The organism is Pseudahrensia aquimaris (genome assembly GCF_042676045.1).
Taxonomy (GTDB): domain Bacteria; phylum Pseudomonadota; class Alphaproteobacteria; order Rhizobiales; family Rhizobiaceae; genus Pseudahrensia; species Pseudahrensia aquimaris.
Genome location: NZ_JBHTJV010000003.1, coordinates 565241 through 578080, shown reverse-complemented (window position 1 = coordinate 578080; position 12840 = coordinate 565241). Strand labels below are relative to the sequence as shown.

The following is a 12840-nucleotide window of genomic DNA, read 5'->3' as shown; positions in this document are numbered from 1 at the left end:
AAAGCCATGCTATAGACGTCCAGTAAATTCAGTTTGTTTGGACCCTCCCGATGGCCCGTTTCTTCTCTATTCTCATCTTTATCCTGATCGTTCAGGGTGTTGGTGGCGGTTTGGCTTATCTTTTTCCTGCCGATCAATGGCATGCTGATCTGGTAAAGCCATTCTACAATCCACCAAACTATATCTTTGGCGTTGTCTGGCCCATTTTATTCACTCTGATCGCTTTTTCCGGTTGGCGCGTATTCACCAGTGAAGGGAAAACACCGGGCTGGTCGCTATGGGTCTTGCAGATGGTGCTGGCTTGGTCATGGACACCGATATTCTTTGGCGCACACATGATTTTCTGGGGCATGGTGATCATCGGCGTTCTTGCCATCGTGATTATGCGGTTCATCGCCGTGGTCTGGCCGCATGACAAATTCGCAGCGATCTGCATGGTGCCCTACGCGGCATGGGTATCGTTCGCATTCGCCCTGAATGCCGGGATTTGGTGGCTGAACTGATCAGCTTCTAGGAATGAACAGCCCGCGCGCGATGTAATGTGTTAGTCGCGCCACCTCATTGGCAGCGCGGTAAAGAAAAACGGAGCCGCGACGCCATTGGCTTTTGCGTTGACTGGCGTTTGCGTGTTGCGGCCCGTAGCCGATGGTTGTGCCGGCTTTTGCTTTTGGTCTTCCGGTCACCACAGCCGGAACAACGCCTCTGAAGCGAAAGCCGTAAACCCAAGCCCTGTCGAACTCGTGGTCGTATGGCACTTTCATAGGCAACAGCTTTTCGCAGTAGAGACGACCGGCTTTGCGGTTGATCATGTATCCACGCGCACCCGTGCGGCGAAACAGGAACGCCACCAGTTGATTGTTCTGTGTCAATTGGCATTGCGGCACCGGCGCACCGCTGTGACGACCGTTCAGGTTCGCGACATCCCATCTATGCGCTTCACGAATGAGTGCTTCGATCGTAGCGCGAAAGTCGGCGGTGAGGTCCGCGTCGTCTTCCAAGATGATGCCGAATTGAACATCGGACTCCATAAACGTCTGTATCGCTTTATGGTGACTTAAATAGCAGCCAAGCTCGTTGGGGTTGATCGTTTTACCGTGGCGAAAGTCAAAGGCGGATTGATCAAGCCCGTCGAGGTCAGGCAAGAGAGACTGCCCCTCAATCGCGGTAACCCGCTCGTAATCAGCCCCCACATCGTTTAACTGGGTTGCGATGGCGTCCCACCGGTCGGGGGATCGATCCAAATTGATGACGTAAGCCCGCCAACTGGAACTGTCGTTCGATGAACTCAAAGATTCCGCCATTTCTGTATTTCTTAGATACCAGCGTTGGGAGCAGGTCATAGGTGCTTGACTGAGGCTTGAGTAGTCAAGCCACTGCGCCGAAAATGGCCGTTGGCGGGCCTTGCGCAATCCCCTGGCTGTTTGAGCGAATGATGTGGGCAATTTGGCTTCGGACAGTTGGCGGCTTGCCCCCCGATCATAGCTGAATTAATCCCTAGCCATGACAGACCATCCCGACGCTATTCTCATCATCGACTTTGGCAGCCAAGTCACGCAACTCATTGCGCGGCGTGTGCGGGAGGCCGGTGTCTACAGCGAAATCGTGCCGTTCAATTCCGCTGCCGAGGCATTCGATCGGCTTCAGCCCAAAGGCGTGATATTGTCAGGCAGCCCGGCCTCGGTGCACGACGACAACGCCCCGCTCGCGCCGCAAGCGGTGTTTGAAGCCAAGATTCCAGTTTTGGGCATTTGCTATGGTCAACAGGTCACCGCCCACCAACTTGGCGGCAAGGTTGAGGGTGGCCATGAGCGGGAGTTTGGTCGTGCTGAAATTACCATCCACAAATCCAGCCCGTTGTTTGAAGGCTTTTGGACGGTTGGAAACAACTACCCTGTGTGGATGAGCCACGGTGACCGCGTGACGGAATTGCCCGATGGTTTCGAGGTGATCGCCACATCGCCCAACGCGCCCTTGGCTGTCGCCGTAAACGAAGCGCGCAAATACTATACCACCCAGTTTCACCCCGAAGTTGTCCACACACCTGACGGCGCGAAACTGTTGTCGAACTTCGTTCACAAAATCTGCGGTCTGGCCGGCGACTGGACGATGGCGGCCTACAAGGACAAGGCCATTGAGGCGATCCGCGAACAGGTGGGCGATGGCAAAGTGATTTGCGGCCTTTCCGGCGGTGTGGATTCCTCCGTCGCCGCGATGCTCATCCACGAAGCCATCGGCGAGCAGCTCACCTGCATTCTGGTGGACCACGGTCTGATGCGCATGAACGAAGCGAACGAAGTCGTCGCCATGTTCCGCGAACACTACAACATCCCGCTCGTCCATGTTGATGCAGCCGATATGTTTATCGATGCGCTGGAAGGGGAGGCGGACCCGGAAACCAAACGCAAAACAATTGGCAAGTTGTTCATTGATGTGTTTGAGGCCGAAGCGAAGAAGATCGGTGGCGCGGGTTTCCTTGCCCAGGGAACGTTGTATCCCGATGTGATCGAAAGCGTCTCGTTCACGGGTGGTCCTTCGGTAACGATCAAAAGTCACCACAATGTTGGCGGCCTGCCGGAACGGATGAACATGCAGTTGGTCGAGCCGCTGCGCGAATTGTTCAAAGACGAAGTGCGCCTGCTTGGTAAGGAACTTGGTCTGCCGGAGAGTTTCATCGGCCGCCATCCTTTCCCGGGCCCAGGCTTGGCGATCCGTTGCCCGGGCGGCATTACCCGCGACAAGTTGAAAATACTGCAAAAGGCTGACGCCATCTACCTCGATGAAATTCGTAAAGCCGGCCTTTACGACACGATCTGGCAGGCTTTCGCCGTGCTTCTGCCGGTTCAAACGGTTGGCGTGATGGGCGATGGCCGCACCTATGAATTCGTCTGCGCTCTGCGTGCGGTGACGTCCGTCGACGGCATGACAGCAGATTTCTATCCCTTCGACATGGCTTTCCTCGGCCGGGCGGCGACACGCATCATTAACGAAGTCCACGGCATCAACCGTGTGGTCTACGACGTTACCAGCAAGCCGCCGGGAACAATCGAGTGGGAATAGGCGTCACCCGCCTGCGCAGCCCACGCAGCGCACGGCCATAGGGTCTACTGCCAGCCGGCCATCGGGGATTTCCTCGCCGCACTCCTCGCAATACCCATACTCGCCGTCCCGCAACCTACGATGGGCGTTTTCAATACGAAGCAGATCGGCCTTTCGCTTCGCTTCAGTAGCCTTGTCCATGGCTTGTTGCTGCATCGCATCCATGCGCGACAAACGCCCCACCGATTGCTGATCGAGCGCGACCGGCTTGCGCGCCTCGGCTGATAGCGCGGAGGAAGCCTCCAGTTCTTCTTGTTTTGCCATCAATCGTTGCGACGCTTTCGCTAAATCGACCATAACCCGCTCCTTCCTCCCGGCATTCGCTTGTCTTGCGACAGATGAGACCCTAGCGTCGAAGAAATTGCAAAAATGCGCGCAGCACAGGAAATCGTTCATGGCCCTTTTGATTGCTGGACTGGTTGGCTTTCTCGGCATCCACTCCACACGAATCACAGCCCATGGTTTTCGCGCTTCCATGGTCGAGCGTTTTGGACCCAACGGTTGGCGTGGGATTTATTCGATTGTCTCAATTCTTGCGTTTATCGCCCTGATCTATGGATACGGCATGGCGCGGGAAAACGCAGGCCAACTCTACATTCCTGAATCCTGGGGGCGCACGGTTGCACTGCTTGTTATGCCCATCGCCTTCATCCTGCTGGCCGCATCACAATTGCCACGCGGACATATAAAGCGGCTTGTTGGTCATCCGATGTTGTGGGGTGTCCTGCTTTGGTCTGCCGCGCATCTGACTGCAAATGGGGATACCGCCTCGGTCATTTTGTTTGGGTCATTTCTGGTTTGGGCGGCAATTGACCTCGTTTCATGCTACCGACGCCCAGTCGGAGATTTGCCGGACGCCAAAATTTGGCCCGACCTTGTCTCGGTCGTTGGAGGTTTGGTTCTGACGGTTCTGTTCGTATCGTTTTTGCACGAGTGGATTGTGGGCGTCGGCATTGTGTGACTCTGGGTCAGGCTTGCACCGCCCTGCCGTCTTCCTCTTGCGCGGGTTGCAGTTCCATCCCATCTCCCCCTTACGCAAGCCGCGAAATGATGTAGAAGGCCGCTTGAAGAAGCGGGTGGGCTGCTGCCAACAACGCCAGATCAGATGGACGAGAATTTATGTCGGACGATTCCTTTTTCCGTGAGGTTGATGAAGAGCTGCGCAGCGAACGCGTGCAGAATTTCTGGGATAAGTACAAAGCCTTTGTAATCGGCGGCGCGATAGCCATCGTTGTCGGCACAGGCGGCTATCGTTTCTATGAGACTTATACAGCCAATCAAGCCGCACGGGCAGGCGATCAATTTATGGAAGCTGTGCGGCGGGCGGAAAACAACGATGTTGATCAAGCATTGGTTGACCTTGGCAAAATCGCCGAAGAAGGGTCGCCCGCTTATCAAGCACTAGCGCGCATGCGTTTGGCCGCTGAACTGGGCAAGCAGGGCAAATGGCAAGAGGCGGTTGAGGCGTATGATGCGGTTGCGGCTCTCTCGTCAGCCGATCAAAACCTTCGCTCCATTGCCCGACTTCGCGCAGCCGCCTTGCTGGTGGATGAAGGCACGGTAACGGAAGTCGAAGCCCGCGTTGCACCGCTTACCGGCCCCGGCGCACCCTACCGTGCGTCAGCCCGCGAATATCTGGCACTGGCTTATTACCGCGCTGGTGATCTGGAACAGTCAGCGAAAATATTTAATGAAATCCGTGCCGACAGCGGCACGCCGCGCACCCTGTCTAACCGAGTGACCTTGATGTTGGAATTGATCGCATCGCAGGGCGGCCCCGCCTTCACCGAGGCTCCGGCACAAGCAGCGCCGGCTCCCGCTACCGAGACGACCCCAACCCAATAGCAGCATCCCAAGGCGCCTTAATGAGTTTCACCATAGCCATTGCAGGCCGCCCGAATGTCGGCAAATCGACGCTGTTCAACCGTCTGGTTGGTAAGCGCCTAGCGCTCGTCGACGATTCTCCTGGCGTTACCCGTGACCGTCGTATGGCGGATGCAAAACTGCTCGATCTGAAATTCAAAGTTATCGACACCGCTGGTCTTGAAGAGGCCGCCCACGAGAGCCTGGAAGGCCGCATGCGCCAGCAGACGGAAATGGCCATCTTGGAAGCGGACGCGACGCTGTTCCTCATCGACGCCCGCGCAGGCGTTACGCCGCTGGACGAAGGTTTCGCAAATCTGCTGCGTCGCGCTGGCAAGCCGGTGATTTTGGTGGCCAACAAAGCTGAAGGCAAACGCGGCGATGCGGGTCTCTATGAAGCCTACGCGATGGGTTTTGGCGAACCGATCGCCTTTTCGGCAGAACACGGCGAAGGCATCGTGGAACTGCGAGACGCCTTGATCGAAGCCGTGGGCCATGCCCGCGCTTTGGGTGAGGAAGAAGCTGGGGAAGACGAAGATGTCATAGAGGGCGACGATGAAGAGGACTTCGACATTGACCCGTCCGACGACACGTTTGAAATAGAGTTCGATGAAGAAGACGATGTCGAGGAAGAATACGACACAACCAAGCCCATGCGCATCGCCATCGTCGGGCGACCTAATGCAGGCAAGTCTACGCTCATCAACACGATGGTTGATGAAGACCGGCTGCTGACCGGCCCGGAAGCGGGCATCACACGTGATTCCATCTCCGTCGAATGGGAGTGGCAGGGTCGCCAGATCAAACTGTTTGACACAGCAGGCATGCGCCGCAAGGCCCGCGTTCAGGAAAAGCTCGAAAAACTGTCTGTCGCTGACGGCCTTCGCGCAGTGCAGTTTGCTGAAGTTGTGGTGATCGTGTTCGACGCGACAATCCCGTTCGAAAAGCAGGATCTGCAAATTGTCGATCTGATCGCCAGAGAGGGCAGGGCACCGATCATCGCTTACAACAAATGGGACCTGATCAAAGACAAGCAGGCCACGCTGAACGAACTGCACGAAAAGTGTGATCGTTTGCTGCCGCAAATCCGTGGTGTCCGCACCGTCACGCTTTCGGGCCAGACGGGCAAAGGCGTAGACAAGCTGATGGAAGCGGTGCTGGAAGCCCACAAGGTTTGGAATCGCCGCATATCCACATCGAAACTCAACCGTTGGCTCGATGGCGTGCAAGCGCACCACCCACCGCCCGCAGTGTCCGGTCGCCGTGTTCGGTTGAAATATGCAACACAGGCCAAAAGCCGGCCACCAACATTCATGGTCCAGTGTTCGCGCCCCGAAGGGCTGCCCACCTCATACACGCGCTATCTCATCAACGAACTGCGCGAAGATTTCGACCTGTGGGGCGTGCCGTTGCGGCTGTTCTTGCGCAAGGGCGAGAACCCCTTTGCCAATAGACGCCGCAAAAAGAATTAATCGAAAATTTCTAATCTTCGTCGGCCCTTAACCGAAAAATAAGGTTAACCCAGCATTCTCCGCCAAGCAGTGCTATCAAGTCTCGCGTAACCGCACTGCACGTTGTGGAGTTTGTAAATGCGTCCCTCACGGTCTTTGCCGCCTCGCCTTTCGCGTGGTTTGCTTACCTTGTCCCTATCCAGCACGATTGCGGTTGCTGCTTTGGCGCTGAACGCGTCGCCCGTCGCTTTGCAGGATGTTGCCGAGAAAAGCCGACCGGAACTGCCGCAAGGCCAACGGTGGCTTGCGCGGTTGCACGACGAACCGATCAGCGCAAGATTGATTGCTGCACCGGAATCCGCTCGCGAACCTTTTTCAAAAGCGCTGATAAACACCAAACGCGTTTTGCTGACCGGCCCTGTCGTTTCCGCAAGCTCTATCAAGGCGCCGAAGATCAACCGCGCTCTAAAGGGCGACCGGCTTGTCAAAATCGCTGCCCATCGCTTTGGCGACAAAGAGGTAGCGGAAGTTCCCAAAATCCTGCCCGTAGCGGTCGATAAAGCCCCCGACATTGCGCTTACGCAGGACATTCCATTCGCACTGCCTGTGCAGACAGAAGATTCGGCCTCGAACACCTTTGCCCGTTGGGAAAAGAAAGAAGAGCGCGCCAGTGAGCTGGCCCAAGCGCAGGTCGAAAAACGTCGTGCTGCGATATTGGCTGAGCGCAAACAATCCGAGCGGGAACTGGCCATCGCCATCGCTCGAGGAGAGGTGAGCGTCGAAACCACCGGCAAGCCGCCAGCTTATAAAGATCGCAAGCTTGCAGCCGTAGATGCGGCCACACTCATAACGACCGCTTACGCGCCCACGCAACAGCAACAAATCGACACCGCGCCTTTCGACACACTGTTGAATCAGGATGCGCCGACAATTGCAGCAGTGGTCCCGACATGGCGCCCAAAAGTAGCACCGAAGCGTGCATCGCTGATCCGGCTTGGCCGCTACGACCACAAATGGGCAGCAAATCCTCTCCCGCGTAATTCCAGCTCCGCGGCACAACGCCGCTGTCTTGCAATCGGCATCTATTTTGAAGCCCGCGGCGAACCGAAAAAAGGCCAGCAAGCGGTTGCGCAGGTTATCTTGAACCGGGTGAAAAACCCTTCTTATCCAAACACTATTTGCGGTGTGGTTTATCAAAACAAACACATGCGCAACGCCTGCCAGTTCTCGTTCACCTGCGATGGCATTCGCGATAAGGTCAGATCACGAAAGCACTGGAAAATGGCTCAGTCTGTTTCCGATGATGCCGTCTTCGGACGCACTTGGTTGAGGTCCGTTGGCTCTTCCACACACTACCACGCTGATTATGTGTGGCCGCGCTGGCGCAAAAGCATGAAGCGCCTCACAAAGATCGGCCGTCACATTTTCTACCGCACCCGCAACGGCGGTTGGAGCTAGGCCAACGCACAAATTGACTTGAGCTTGCGCCGTTCCTACGGTCGCTGCGTTGGGCATGTTGCCTTGCTGTGTGGCGTAAGCGAGCCTTTTCAATGAGCAATGATCTAAAATCTGACGGCGATCTCGACGCGCGTCTAAAGCGCCTCGAAGAACGCATTGGCCGCAGCAAAAGCGAGCGCGCGCAGACTGAAAATGAAGCGCCGCAGGCCGACAAAGCCCAAATGGCGCAAGCCTTTCGTCTCAGTTCAGAGTTCATCGCAGCCATTGTGGTGGGTGCATTGATCGGCTATGGGATCGACGCGTTTTTCGGGGTTTCACCCTTTGGTCTTCTCATCTTTCTCCTGCTTGGCTTCGCCGCCGGAATCGTCAATGTTTTAAGGGCCGTGGGGAAGGTTGCAGAATCACCATTGCGTGGCCATAAGGACGCCGAAGACGATGCGGGGTAGGGTGGCCAAAAGGCATTCCCAATCGCTGTCTGGATGACGGCAGTGAAAATTCACTGCATTTCGCGGGTATGCGACAGGTTACGTCTTGTGATGTGGACCTGTTTTGTGCCAAACGAACGCCGACTTAGACGCTGGGCGATCCCGCTCGGCTGTTGACCAGAGATACGACGAGGCACCCTTGGCAAACGATCCGATCAGCCAGTTTAACATTTCCAAGATCCTGCCGCTGGAAATCGGCGGGCTGGATATCTCGTTCACCAACTCGGCTTTGTTCATGGTGGCGACCGTTGCCTTCTCCTCAGCGTTTCTGATCATGACCACATCAGGCCGTGGGCTTATTCCCGGCCGTGCGCAGTCAATTTCGGAAATGATCTACGAATTTATCGCGGATATGCTGCGATCAAGCGCCGGCAAAGAGGGAATGAAGTTCTTTCCTTTCGTCTTTTCGCTGTTCGTTTTCATACTCATCGCCAACTTCTTTGGCATGGTGCCTTACTTCTTTACATTTACATCCCACATCATCGTGACCTTCGCGCTGGCAATGCTCGTTATGACCGTTGTGGTGGTCTACGGCTTCTACCGCAATGGACTAGTCTTCCTAAAGCTTTTTGTGCCGTCCGGCGTGCCGGGATATCTGATCCCGATCGTTGTGCTTATCGAAGTTATCTCTTTCCTTTCCCGTCCGCTCAGCCTGTCTGTGCGTCTGTTCGCTAACATGCTGGCCGGTCACATTACGCTCAAAGTGTTCGCTGGCTTTGTTGTCAGCTTGAGCGCGCTGGGCATTGGCGGCATCGTCGGCGCTATCTTGCCGCTGCTCTTCACGGTGGCACTCACCGGCCTCGAATTCCTGGTTTCTTTCCTCCAGGCATACGTTTTCGCGATCTTGACGTGCATGTACATCAACGACGCGATCCATCCTTCTCACTAGGGCGTCCGCTCTAGAGAGAGACAATTCACCTGAACTCATCCATTTCGACCAACGAAGGAACACATTATGGAAGTTGAAGCAGCAAAAGCTATCGGTGCAGGCATCGCATGCCTCGGCATGGGCGGCGTGGGCATTGGCCTGGGCAACATGTTTGGCTCATACCTCTCCGGCGCACTGCGCAACCCGTCAGCCGCTGACGGTCAGTTTGGCCGCCTTATCTTTGGCTTCGCCGTGACGGAAGCTCTGGGCATCTTCTCGCTGCTCGTCGCACTCCTGCTGCTGTTCACCTGATTTTGGTTTCGTCGGTGCGCGCCAAAGTGCGCGCACCGACACCGACCTTTCAGAAACGGTAAGGCTTTTAAAAGCACAGGTTTTCTCATGGCGACGACCAATACAGAGGTTGGACAAGCGGACGCTTCGCAGCAACAATTCCCGCCGCTCCAAACCGAAACATATCCATCCCAGCTCTTGTGGCTGGCGCTAACCTTTGGCCTTTTCTACTACCTTATGGCCAAAGTGGCGTTGCCGCGAATTTCCTCCATTTTGGAAGTGCGCAGCGACCGTATTGCGCAGGATCTTGATGAGGCCAACCGCCTCAAAGAGGAATCCAATGCGGCCCACGCCGCCTATGAGCAGGAACTCGCGGAAGCCAAATCAAAGGCCCACGCGATTGCGCAGGACGCTCGTGACTCTGCCAAGAGCGAAGTTGAAACGACCCGCGCTGGTGTGGAAGCCGAAATGGCTGCCAGAGTAGCCGAAGCCGAAAAGCGCATTTCTGCGACAAAGGCCAAAGCCATGGGCGAAGTGGGAAAAATCGCCGAAGACACGACAGCTGCGTTGTTGTCTGAAATTATGGGCGGAAAAACCACCAAAGCCGAAATCGCATCAGCGGTTTCCGGCGTGAAGCGCTAGGAGAACCGGCATGGATTCGACCTTTTGGGCCTTCATCGCTCTGATCTTGTTTTTCTGTTTGATTGCCTACCTCAAAGTGCCGGCAATGATCACCAAGGGCCTCGATGGCCGTGCTGACAAAATCCGCACGGATCTGGAAGAGGCCCGTCGTCTGCGCGAAGAGGCTCAGCAGTTGCTGGCCGAGTATCAGCGCAAACGCAAAGAGGCCGAAGCGGAAGCTGAAGGTATTGTCACAGCAGCCAAACGCGAAGCTGAGGCCATGAAAGCGGACGCAGAGCGCAAAACAGCTGAATATGTTGAACGGCGCACGATGCTGGCAGAGCAGAAAATCGCTCAGGCGGAAGCTGGTGCGGTGGCCGAAGTTAAGGCGGCAGCGGTTGATGTTGCAGTCGAGGCTGCCGAGGCTCTGATCGGCAAGAAGATGTCCGGAGCAACTTCCGGCGATCTTCTCAAGAAGAGTTTGGCTGAAGTGAAAGCCCGTATGAACTGATCAGTCGTCTATCAATCGATTTTCAAAAGCCCGGCTGGTTTATTTCAGTCGGGTTTTTTGTTGCCCCGTCGCGCCTCAAGCGCTTTGCGGACAGGCGCGAAGGTTTTGCGGTGCAGCGGGCAGGGGCCGATTTGAGCCACCAATTCCCGGTGTGCCGCCGAAGGATAACCCTTGTGTCCGGCAAAACCGTATTGCGGAAAGAGACTGTCCGCATGAACCATCTGCCTATCTCGCAGCACTTTTGCGACGATGGATGCAGCCGCGATGGACAGGCTGCGTGAGTCGCCCTTTACCAAAGCCGTTGCGCGGCCTTTCAGGCCATCTGGCACCGCATTGCCATCAATCAAACTGTGCTCAACCATCAAGGGCAGCGCCGCCACTGCCATTTCCATGGCCTTGAGCGAGGCTGCACGGATGTTCATGGCGTCAATGGTGGCTGCGTTTAGGCAAATGGCTGCAACCGCGTGGTGGACCATGATTTCGTGAAACAAGGCTTCGCGGCGTTTTTCGGAGAGCTTTTTGGAATCGTCGAGACCGTCGGGGATATTGGTGACATCCAAAACCACAGCGGCTGCGGTAACAGAGCCTGCCAATGGCCCGCGTCCCGCCTCATCACAACCGCAGACGATCAAACCTTGGTCGGCCCAGATCTGCTCATGGTCAAATGTTGGTCCGGCTCCGCCTGTGGGCGAAAAAAGCTGCGGAGAATCGGCGGGAAGGGTGCGCATGGGGTCGCATCCTTTCGCTCCGGCCGATTCTCCGCAAGGGTTTTCCGTGCCCACGGGGTGTTGAGCATCGGAAAAAATCGCTGCGCGCAAACTCAAACAAACAGAGCCCTGGAACGAGTTGGGGAAAGCGGGTCTGTGCTAACGCAGCGAATTCGGGATGGATGATGCTGATGGAAATCATTCCAACTGCAACACCCATTAAAGAGAGAAATACGGTTTAGAAGAGAGACAATTGCTGCCCCGCAACTTCAGGTGGCTGAAACAAATCGGTGCGCAAGCCGCTTCTGATTTGTCCCATACCCAGTTTCTTCGTGGCGATTTCAAATCGGCGACCCAACTGCCAAGCGTAGGGGCCCTGGCCGCGCAGTCGGGTGCCAAATTCGGCGTCATAGTCCTTTCCGCCACGCATCGACCGGAGCACGGACAGAACATGGGTGTATTTGTCGGGATAGTGACGCAGCAACCATTCCTTGAACAAGCCGCTCACCTCGTGTGGCAGGCGTAGTAGGATGTATCCGGCATCCCGTGCGCCGTTGGCATGGGCCGCATCCAAAATCCGCTCCATCTCGTGGTCGTTCAGCGCTGGCGCCAATGGCGCGAGCATCACAGAGACAGGAATACCCGCTTCGCTCAATTGCCGTATCGTATCCAGCCGCAGAGACGGTGTTGCCGCGCGTGGCTCCATCGCCCGTGAGAGGCGGCGATCAAGCGAGGTCACCGAAATGGCCACCCGCGCCAAACCCTTCTCGGCCATGCGCGAAAGAATATCGATATCGCGGGTCACAAGGGCAGACTTGGTGACGATTCCCACTGGATGATTGGTTTCCTCAAGCACTTCCAGGATCGAACGCGTTACCCTCCATGTCTTTTCAATCGGCTGATAGGGGTCGGTGTTCGTCCCCAAAGCCATGGATTTCGCCTTGTAGTTTGGATTTGCCAATTCCTTGCGCAGCAACTTTGCAGCGTCTTGCTTGGCAAACAATTTGCTCTCGAAATCCAGCCCTGCCGAAAGCCCCATATAGGAATGCGTCGGGCGGGCGAAGCAGTAGACGCAGCCATGTTCGCAACCGCGATAGGGGTTGATCGAACGATCAAAAGGCAAATCTGGAGAATCGTTTCGCGTAATGATCGTGCGCGGCGTTTCGCTGGTCACTTCCGTTTTGAATGGGGGCAGTTCGTCCAACGTCTGCCAGCCATCGTCAAAAACGTGGCGGCTCATCGGCTCAAAACGACCGCTTGGATTAATCCCAGCGCCCCGTCCGCGGCGGCGAACATCTTCCACGCGCATGCCAGAGCGGGCCACAACGCGTTCGCTTTTTGCCGCGCTGCCGCCTTTCACAAAGGCAAAGCGGTCGGCATCGTGGATCGTATCAAGAATATTGGTCATGTTTCACTCCACGTTGCGCGGCTGCTGGGCTGCGATTCCTGTCTTGCATATATTCCTATTGCGATAATTGGAACAAATCAA

Annotated in this window: 15 protein-coding genes; 11 read left to right on the top strand and 4 right to left on the bottom strand. The window is 56.0% G+C overall.

Going from position 1 to position 12840, the window contains the following annotated elements; genetic code table 11:
* Positions 1-50: 50 nt before the first annotated feature.
* Positions 51-503 carry a TspO/MBR family protein gene (locus tag ACFQ14_RS06295; protein ID WP_377211849.1) on the top strand — a complete coding sequence of 151 codons (453 nt, stop codon included), beginning with the start codon at positions 51-53 and terminating at the stop codon, positions 501-503.
* Here the strand turns inward: ACFQ14_RS06295 and ACFQ14_RS06290 are convergent, their stop codons facing one another.
* A complete protein-coding gene (locus tag ACFQ14_RS06290; RefSeq protein WP_377211848.1) occupies positions 504-1301 on the bottom strand; it encodes a glycosyltransferase family 25 protein in 798 nt (265 codons plus the stop codon). It abuts the gene before it with no gap.
* 199 nt (positions 1302-1500) lie between these two features.
* On the opposite strand from ACFQ14_RS06290, the gene guaA reads away from it, so the two are divergent.
* Complete coding sequence (guaA, locus tag ACFQ14_RS06285) at positions 1501-3057, top strand: glutamine-hydrolyzing GMP synthase (protein ID WP_377211847.1); 1557 nt, start codon at positions 1501-1503, stop codon at positions 3055-3057.
* A gap of 3 nt (positions 3058-3060) precedes the next feature.
* Here guaA and ACFQ14_RS06280 read toward each other — a convergent pair whose 3' ends face one another.
* Positions 3061-3393 (bottom strand): TraR/DksA family transcriptional regulator, encoded by a 333-nt coding sequence (locus ACFQ14_RS06280; protein WP_377211846.1) that lies wholly within the window; start codon positions 3391-3393, stop codon positions 3061-3063.
* Positions 3394-3490: 97 nt separating this feature from the next.
* Between ACFQ14_RS06280 and ACFQ14_RS06275 the strand changes: the two genes are divergently transcribed.
* The 9 genes from ACFQ14_RS06275 to ACFQ14_RS06235 all read left to right on the top strand — a co-directional run bounded on the left by ACFQ14_RS06275 (position 3491) and on the right by ACFQ14_RS06235 (position 10644).
* Positions 3491-4057 carry an NnrU family protein gene (locus ACFQ14_RS06275; protein ID WP_377211845.1) on the top strand — a complete coding sequence of 189 codons (567 nt, stop codon included), beginning with the start codon at positions 3491-3493 and terminating at the stop codon, positions 4055-4057.
* 158 nt (positions 4058-4215) lie between these two features.
* On the top strand, positions 4216-4941 hold the full coding sequence (locus ACFQ14_RS06270) for a tetratricopeptide repeat protein (protein WP_377211844.1): 726 nt from the start codon (positions 4216-4218) through the stop codon (positions 4939-4941).
* A 20-nt stretch (positions 4942-4961) separates the two neighbouring features.
* Positions 4962-6431 carry a ribosome biogenesis GTPase Der gene (gene der, locus ACFQ14_RS06265; protein WP_377211843.1) on the top strand — a complete coding sequence of 490 codons (1470 nt, stop codon included), beginning with the start codon at positions 4962-4964 and terminating at the stop codon, positions 6429-6431.
* A gap of 117 nt (positions 6432-6548) precedes the next feature.
* A complete protein-coding gene (locus ACFQ14_RS06260) occupies positions 6549-7868 on the top strand; it encodes a cell wall hydrolase (protein ID WP_377211842.1) in 1320 nt (439 codons plus the stop codon).
* Positions 7869-7960: 92 nt separating this feature from the next.
* Positions 7961-8314: an AtpZ/AtpI family protein gene (locus ACFQ14_RS06255; protein ID WP_377211841.1), complete on the top strand. Its 354-nt coding sequence runs from the start codon at positions 7961-7963 to the stop codon at positions 8312-8314.
* A gap of 178 nt (positions 8315-8492) precedes the next feature.
* Complete coding sequence (locus ACFQ14_RS06250; RefSeq protein ID WP_377211840.1) at positions 8493-9242, top strand: F0F1 ATP synthase subunit A; 750 nt, start codon at positions 8493-8495, stop codon at positions 9240-9242.
* A gap of 66 nt (positions 9243-9308) precedes the next feature.
* Complete coding sequence (locus tag ACFQ14_RS06245; protein WP_377211839.1) at positions 9309-9533, top strand: F0F1 ATP synthase subunit C; 225 nt, start codon at positions 9309-9311, stop codon at positions 9531-9533.
* An 87-nt stretch (positions 9534-9620) separates the two neighbouring features.
* On the top strand, positions 9621-10154 hold the full coding sequence (locus tag ACFQ14_RS06240; RefSeq protein ID WP_377211838.1) for a F0F1 ATP synthase subunit B: 534 nt from the start codon (positions 9621-9623) through the stop codon (positions 10152-10154).
* A gap of 10 nt (positions 10155-10164) precedes the next feature.
* Positions 10165-10644: a F0F1 ATP synthase subunit B gene (locus tag ACFQ14_RS06235; protein ID WP_377211837.1), complete on the top strand. Its 480-nt coding sequence runs from the start codon at positions 10165-10167 to the stop codon at positions 10642-10644.
* Positions 10645-10688: 44 nt separating this feature from the next.
* On the opposite strand, the gene ACFQ14_RS06230 is transcribed toward ACFQ14_RS06235, so the two are convergent.
* Together ACFQ14_RS06230 and ACFQ14_RS06225 are read right to left on the bottom strand one after the other, a co-directional pair.
* Positions 10689-11372, bottom strand: a complete 684-nt coding sequence (locus ACFQ14_RS06230) for a ribonuclease HII (RefSeq protein WP_377211836.1) — start codon at positions 11370-11372, stop codon at positions 10689-10691.
* A gap of 217 nt (positions 11373-11589) precedes the next feature.
* Positions 11590-12759, bottom strand: coding sequence for a PA0069 family radical SAM protein (locus tag ACFQ14_RS06225; RefSeq protein ID WP_377211835.1), 1170 nt, complete (start codon positions 12757-12759; stop codon positions 11590-11592).
* Between the last annotated feature and the right edge of the window lie 81 nt (positions 12760-12840).

Excerpts from the sequence above, each read along its gene's own strand:
- ACFQ14_RS06260 (WP_377211842.1), top strand. The coding sequence starts at position 6,549 with ATGCGTCCCTCACGGTCTTTGCCGCCTCGCCTTTCGCGTGGTTTGCTT.
- guaA (WP_377211847.1), top strand. The coding sequence starts at position 1,501 with ATGACAGACCATCCCGACGCTATTCTCATCATCGACTTTGGCAGCCAA.
- ACFQ14_RS06255 (WP_377211841.1), top strand. The coding sequence starts at position 7,961 with ATGAGCAATGATCTAAAATCTGACGGCGATCTCGACGCGCGTCTAAAG.
- der (WP_377211843.1), top strand. The coding sequence starts at position 4,962 with ATGAGTTTCACCATAGCCATTGCAGGCCGCCCGAATGTCGGCAAATCG.
- ACFQ14_RS06240 (WP_377211838.1), top strand. The coding sequence starts at position 9,621 with ATGGCGACGACCAATACAGAGGTTGGACAAGCGGACGCTTCGCAGCAA.
- ACFQ14_RS06235 (WP_377211837.1), top strand. The coding sequence starts at position 10,165 with ATGGATTCGACCTTTTGGGCCTTCATCGCTCTGATCTTGTTTTTCTGT.
- ACFQ14_RS06225 (WP_377211835.1), bottom strand. The coding sequence starts at position 12,759 with ATGACCAATATTCTTGATACGATCCACGATGCCGACCGCTTTGCCTTT.
- ACFQ14_RS06275 (WP_377211845.1), top strand. The coding sequence starts at position 3,491 with ATGGCCCTTTTGATTGCTGGACTGGTTGGCTTTCTCGGCATCCACTCC.
- ACFQ14_RS06270 (WP_377211844.1), top strand. The coding sequence starts at position 4,216 with ATGTCGGACGATTCCTTTTTCCGTGAGGTTGATGAAGAGCTGCGCAGC.
- ACFQ14_RS06290 (WP_377211848.1), bottom strand. The coding sequence starts at position 1,301 with ATGGCGGAATCTTTGAGTTCATCGAACGACAGTTCCAGTTGGCGGGCT.
- ACFQ14_RS06295 (WP_377211849.1), top strand. The coding sequence starts at position 51 with ATGGCCCGTTTCTTCTCTATTCTCATCTTTATCCTGATCGTTCAGGGT.
- ACFQ14_RS06280 (WP_377211846.1), bottom strand. The coding sequence starts at position 3,393 with ATGGTCGATTTAGCGAAAGCGTCGCAACGATTGATGGCAAAACAAGAA.
- ACFQ14_RS06245 (WP_377211839.1), top strand. The coding sequence starts at position 9,309 with ATGGAAGTTGAAGCAGCAAAAGCTATCGGTGCAGGCATCGCATGCCTC.
- ACFQ14_RS06230 (WP_377211836.1), bottom strand. The coding sequence starts at position 11,372 with ATGCGCACCCTTCCCGCCGATTCTCCGCAGCTTTTTTCGCCCACAGGC.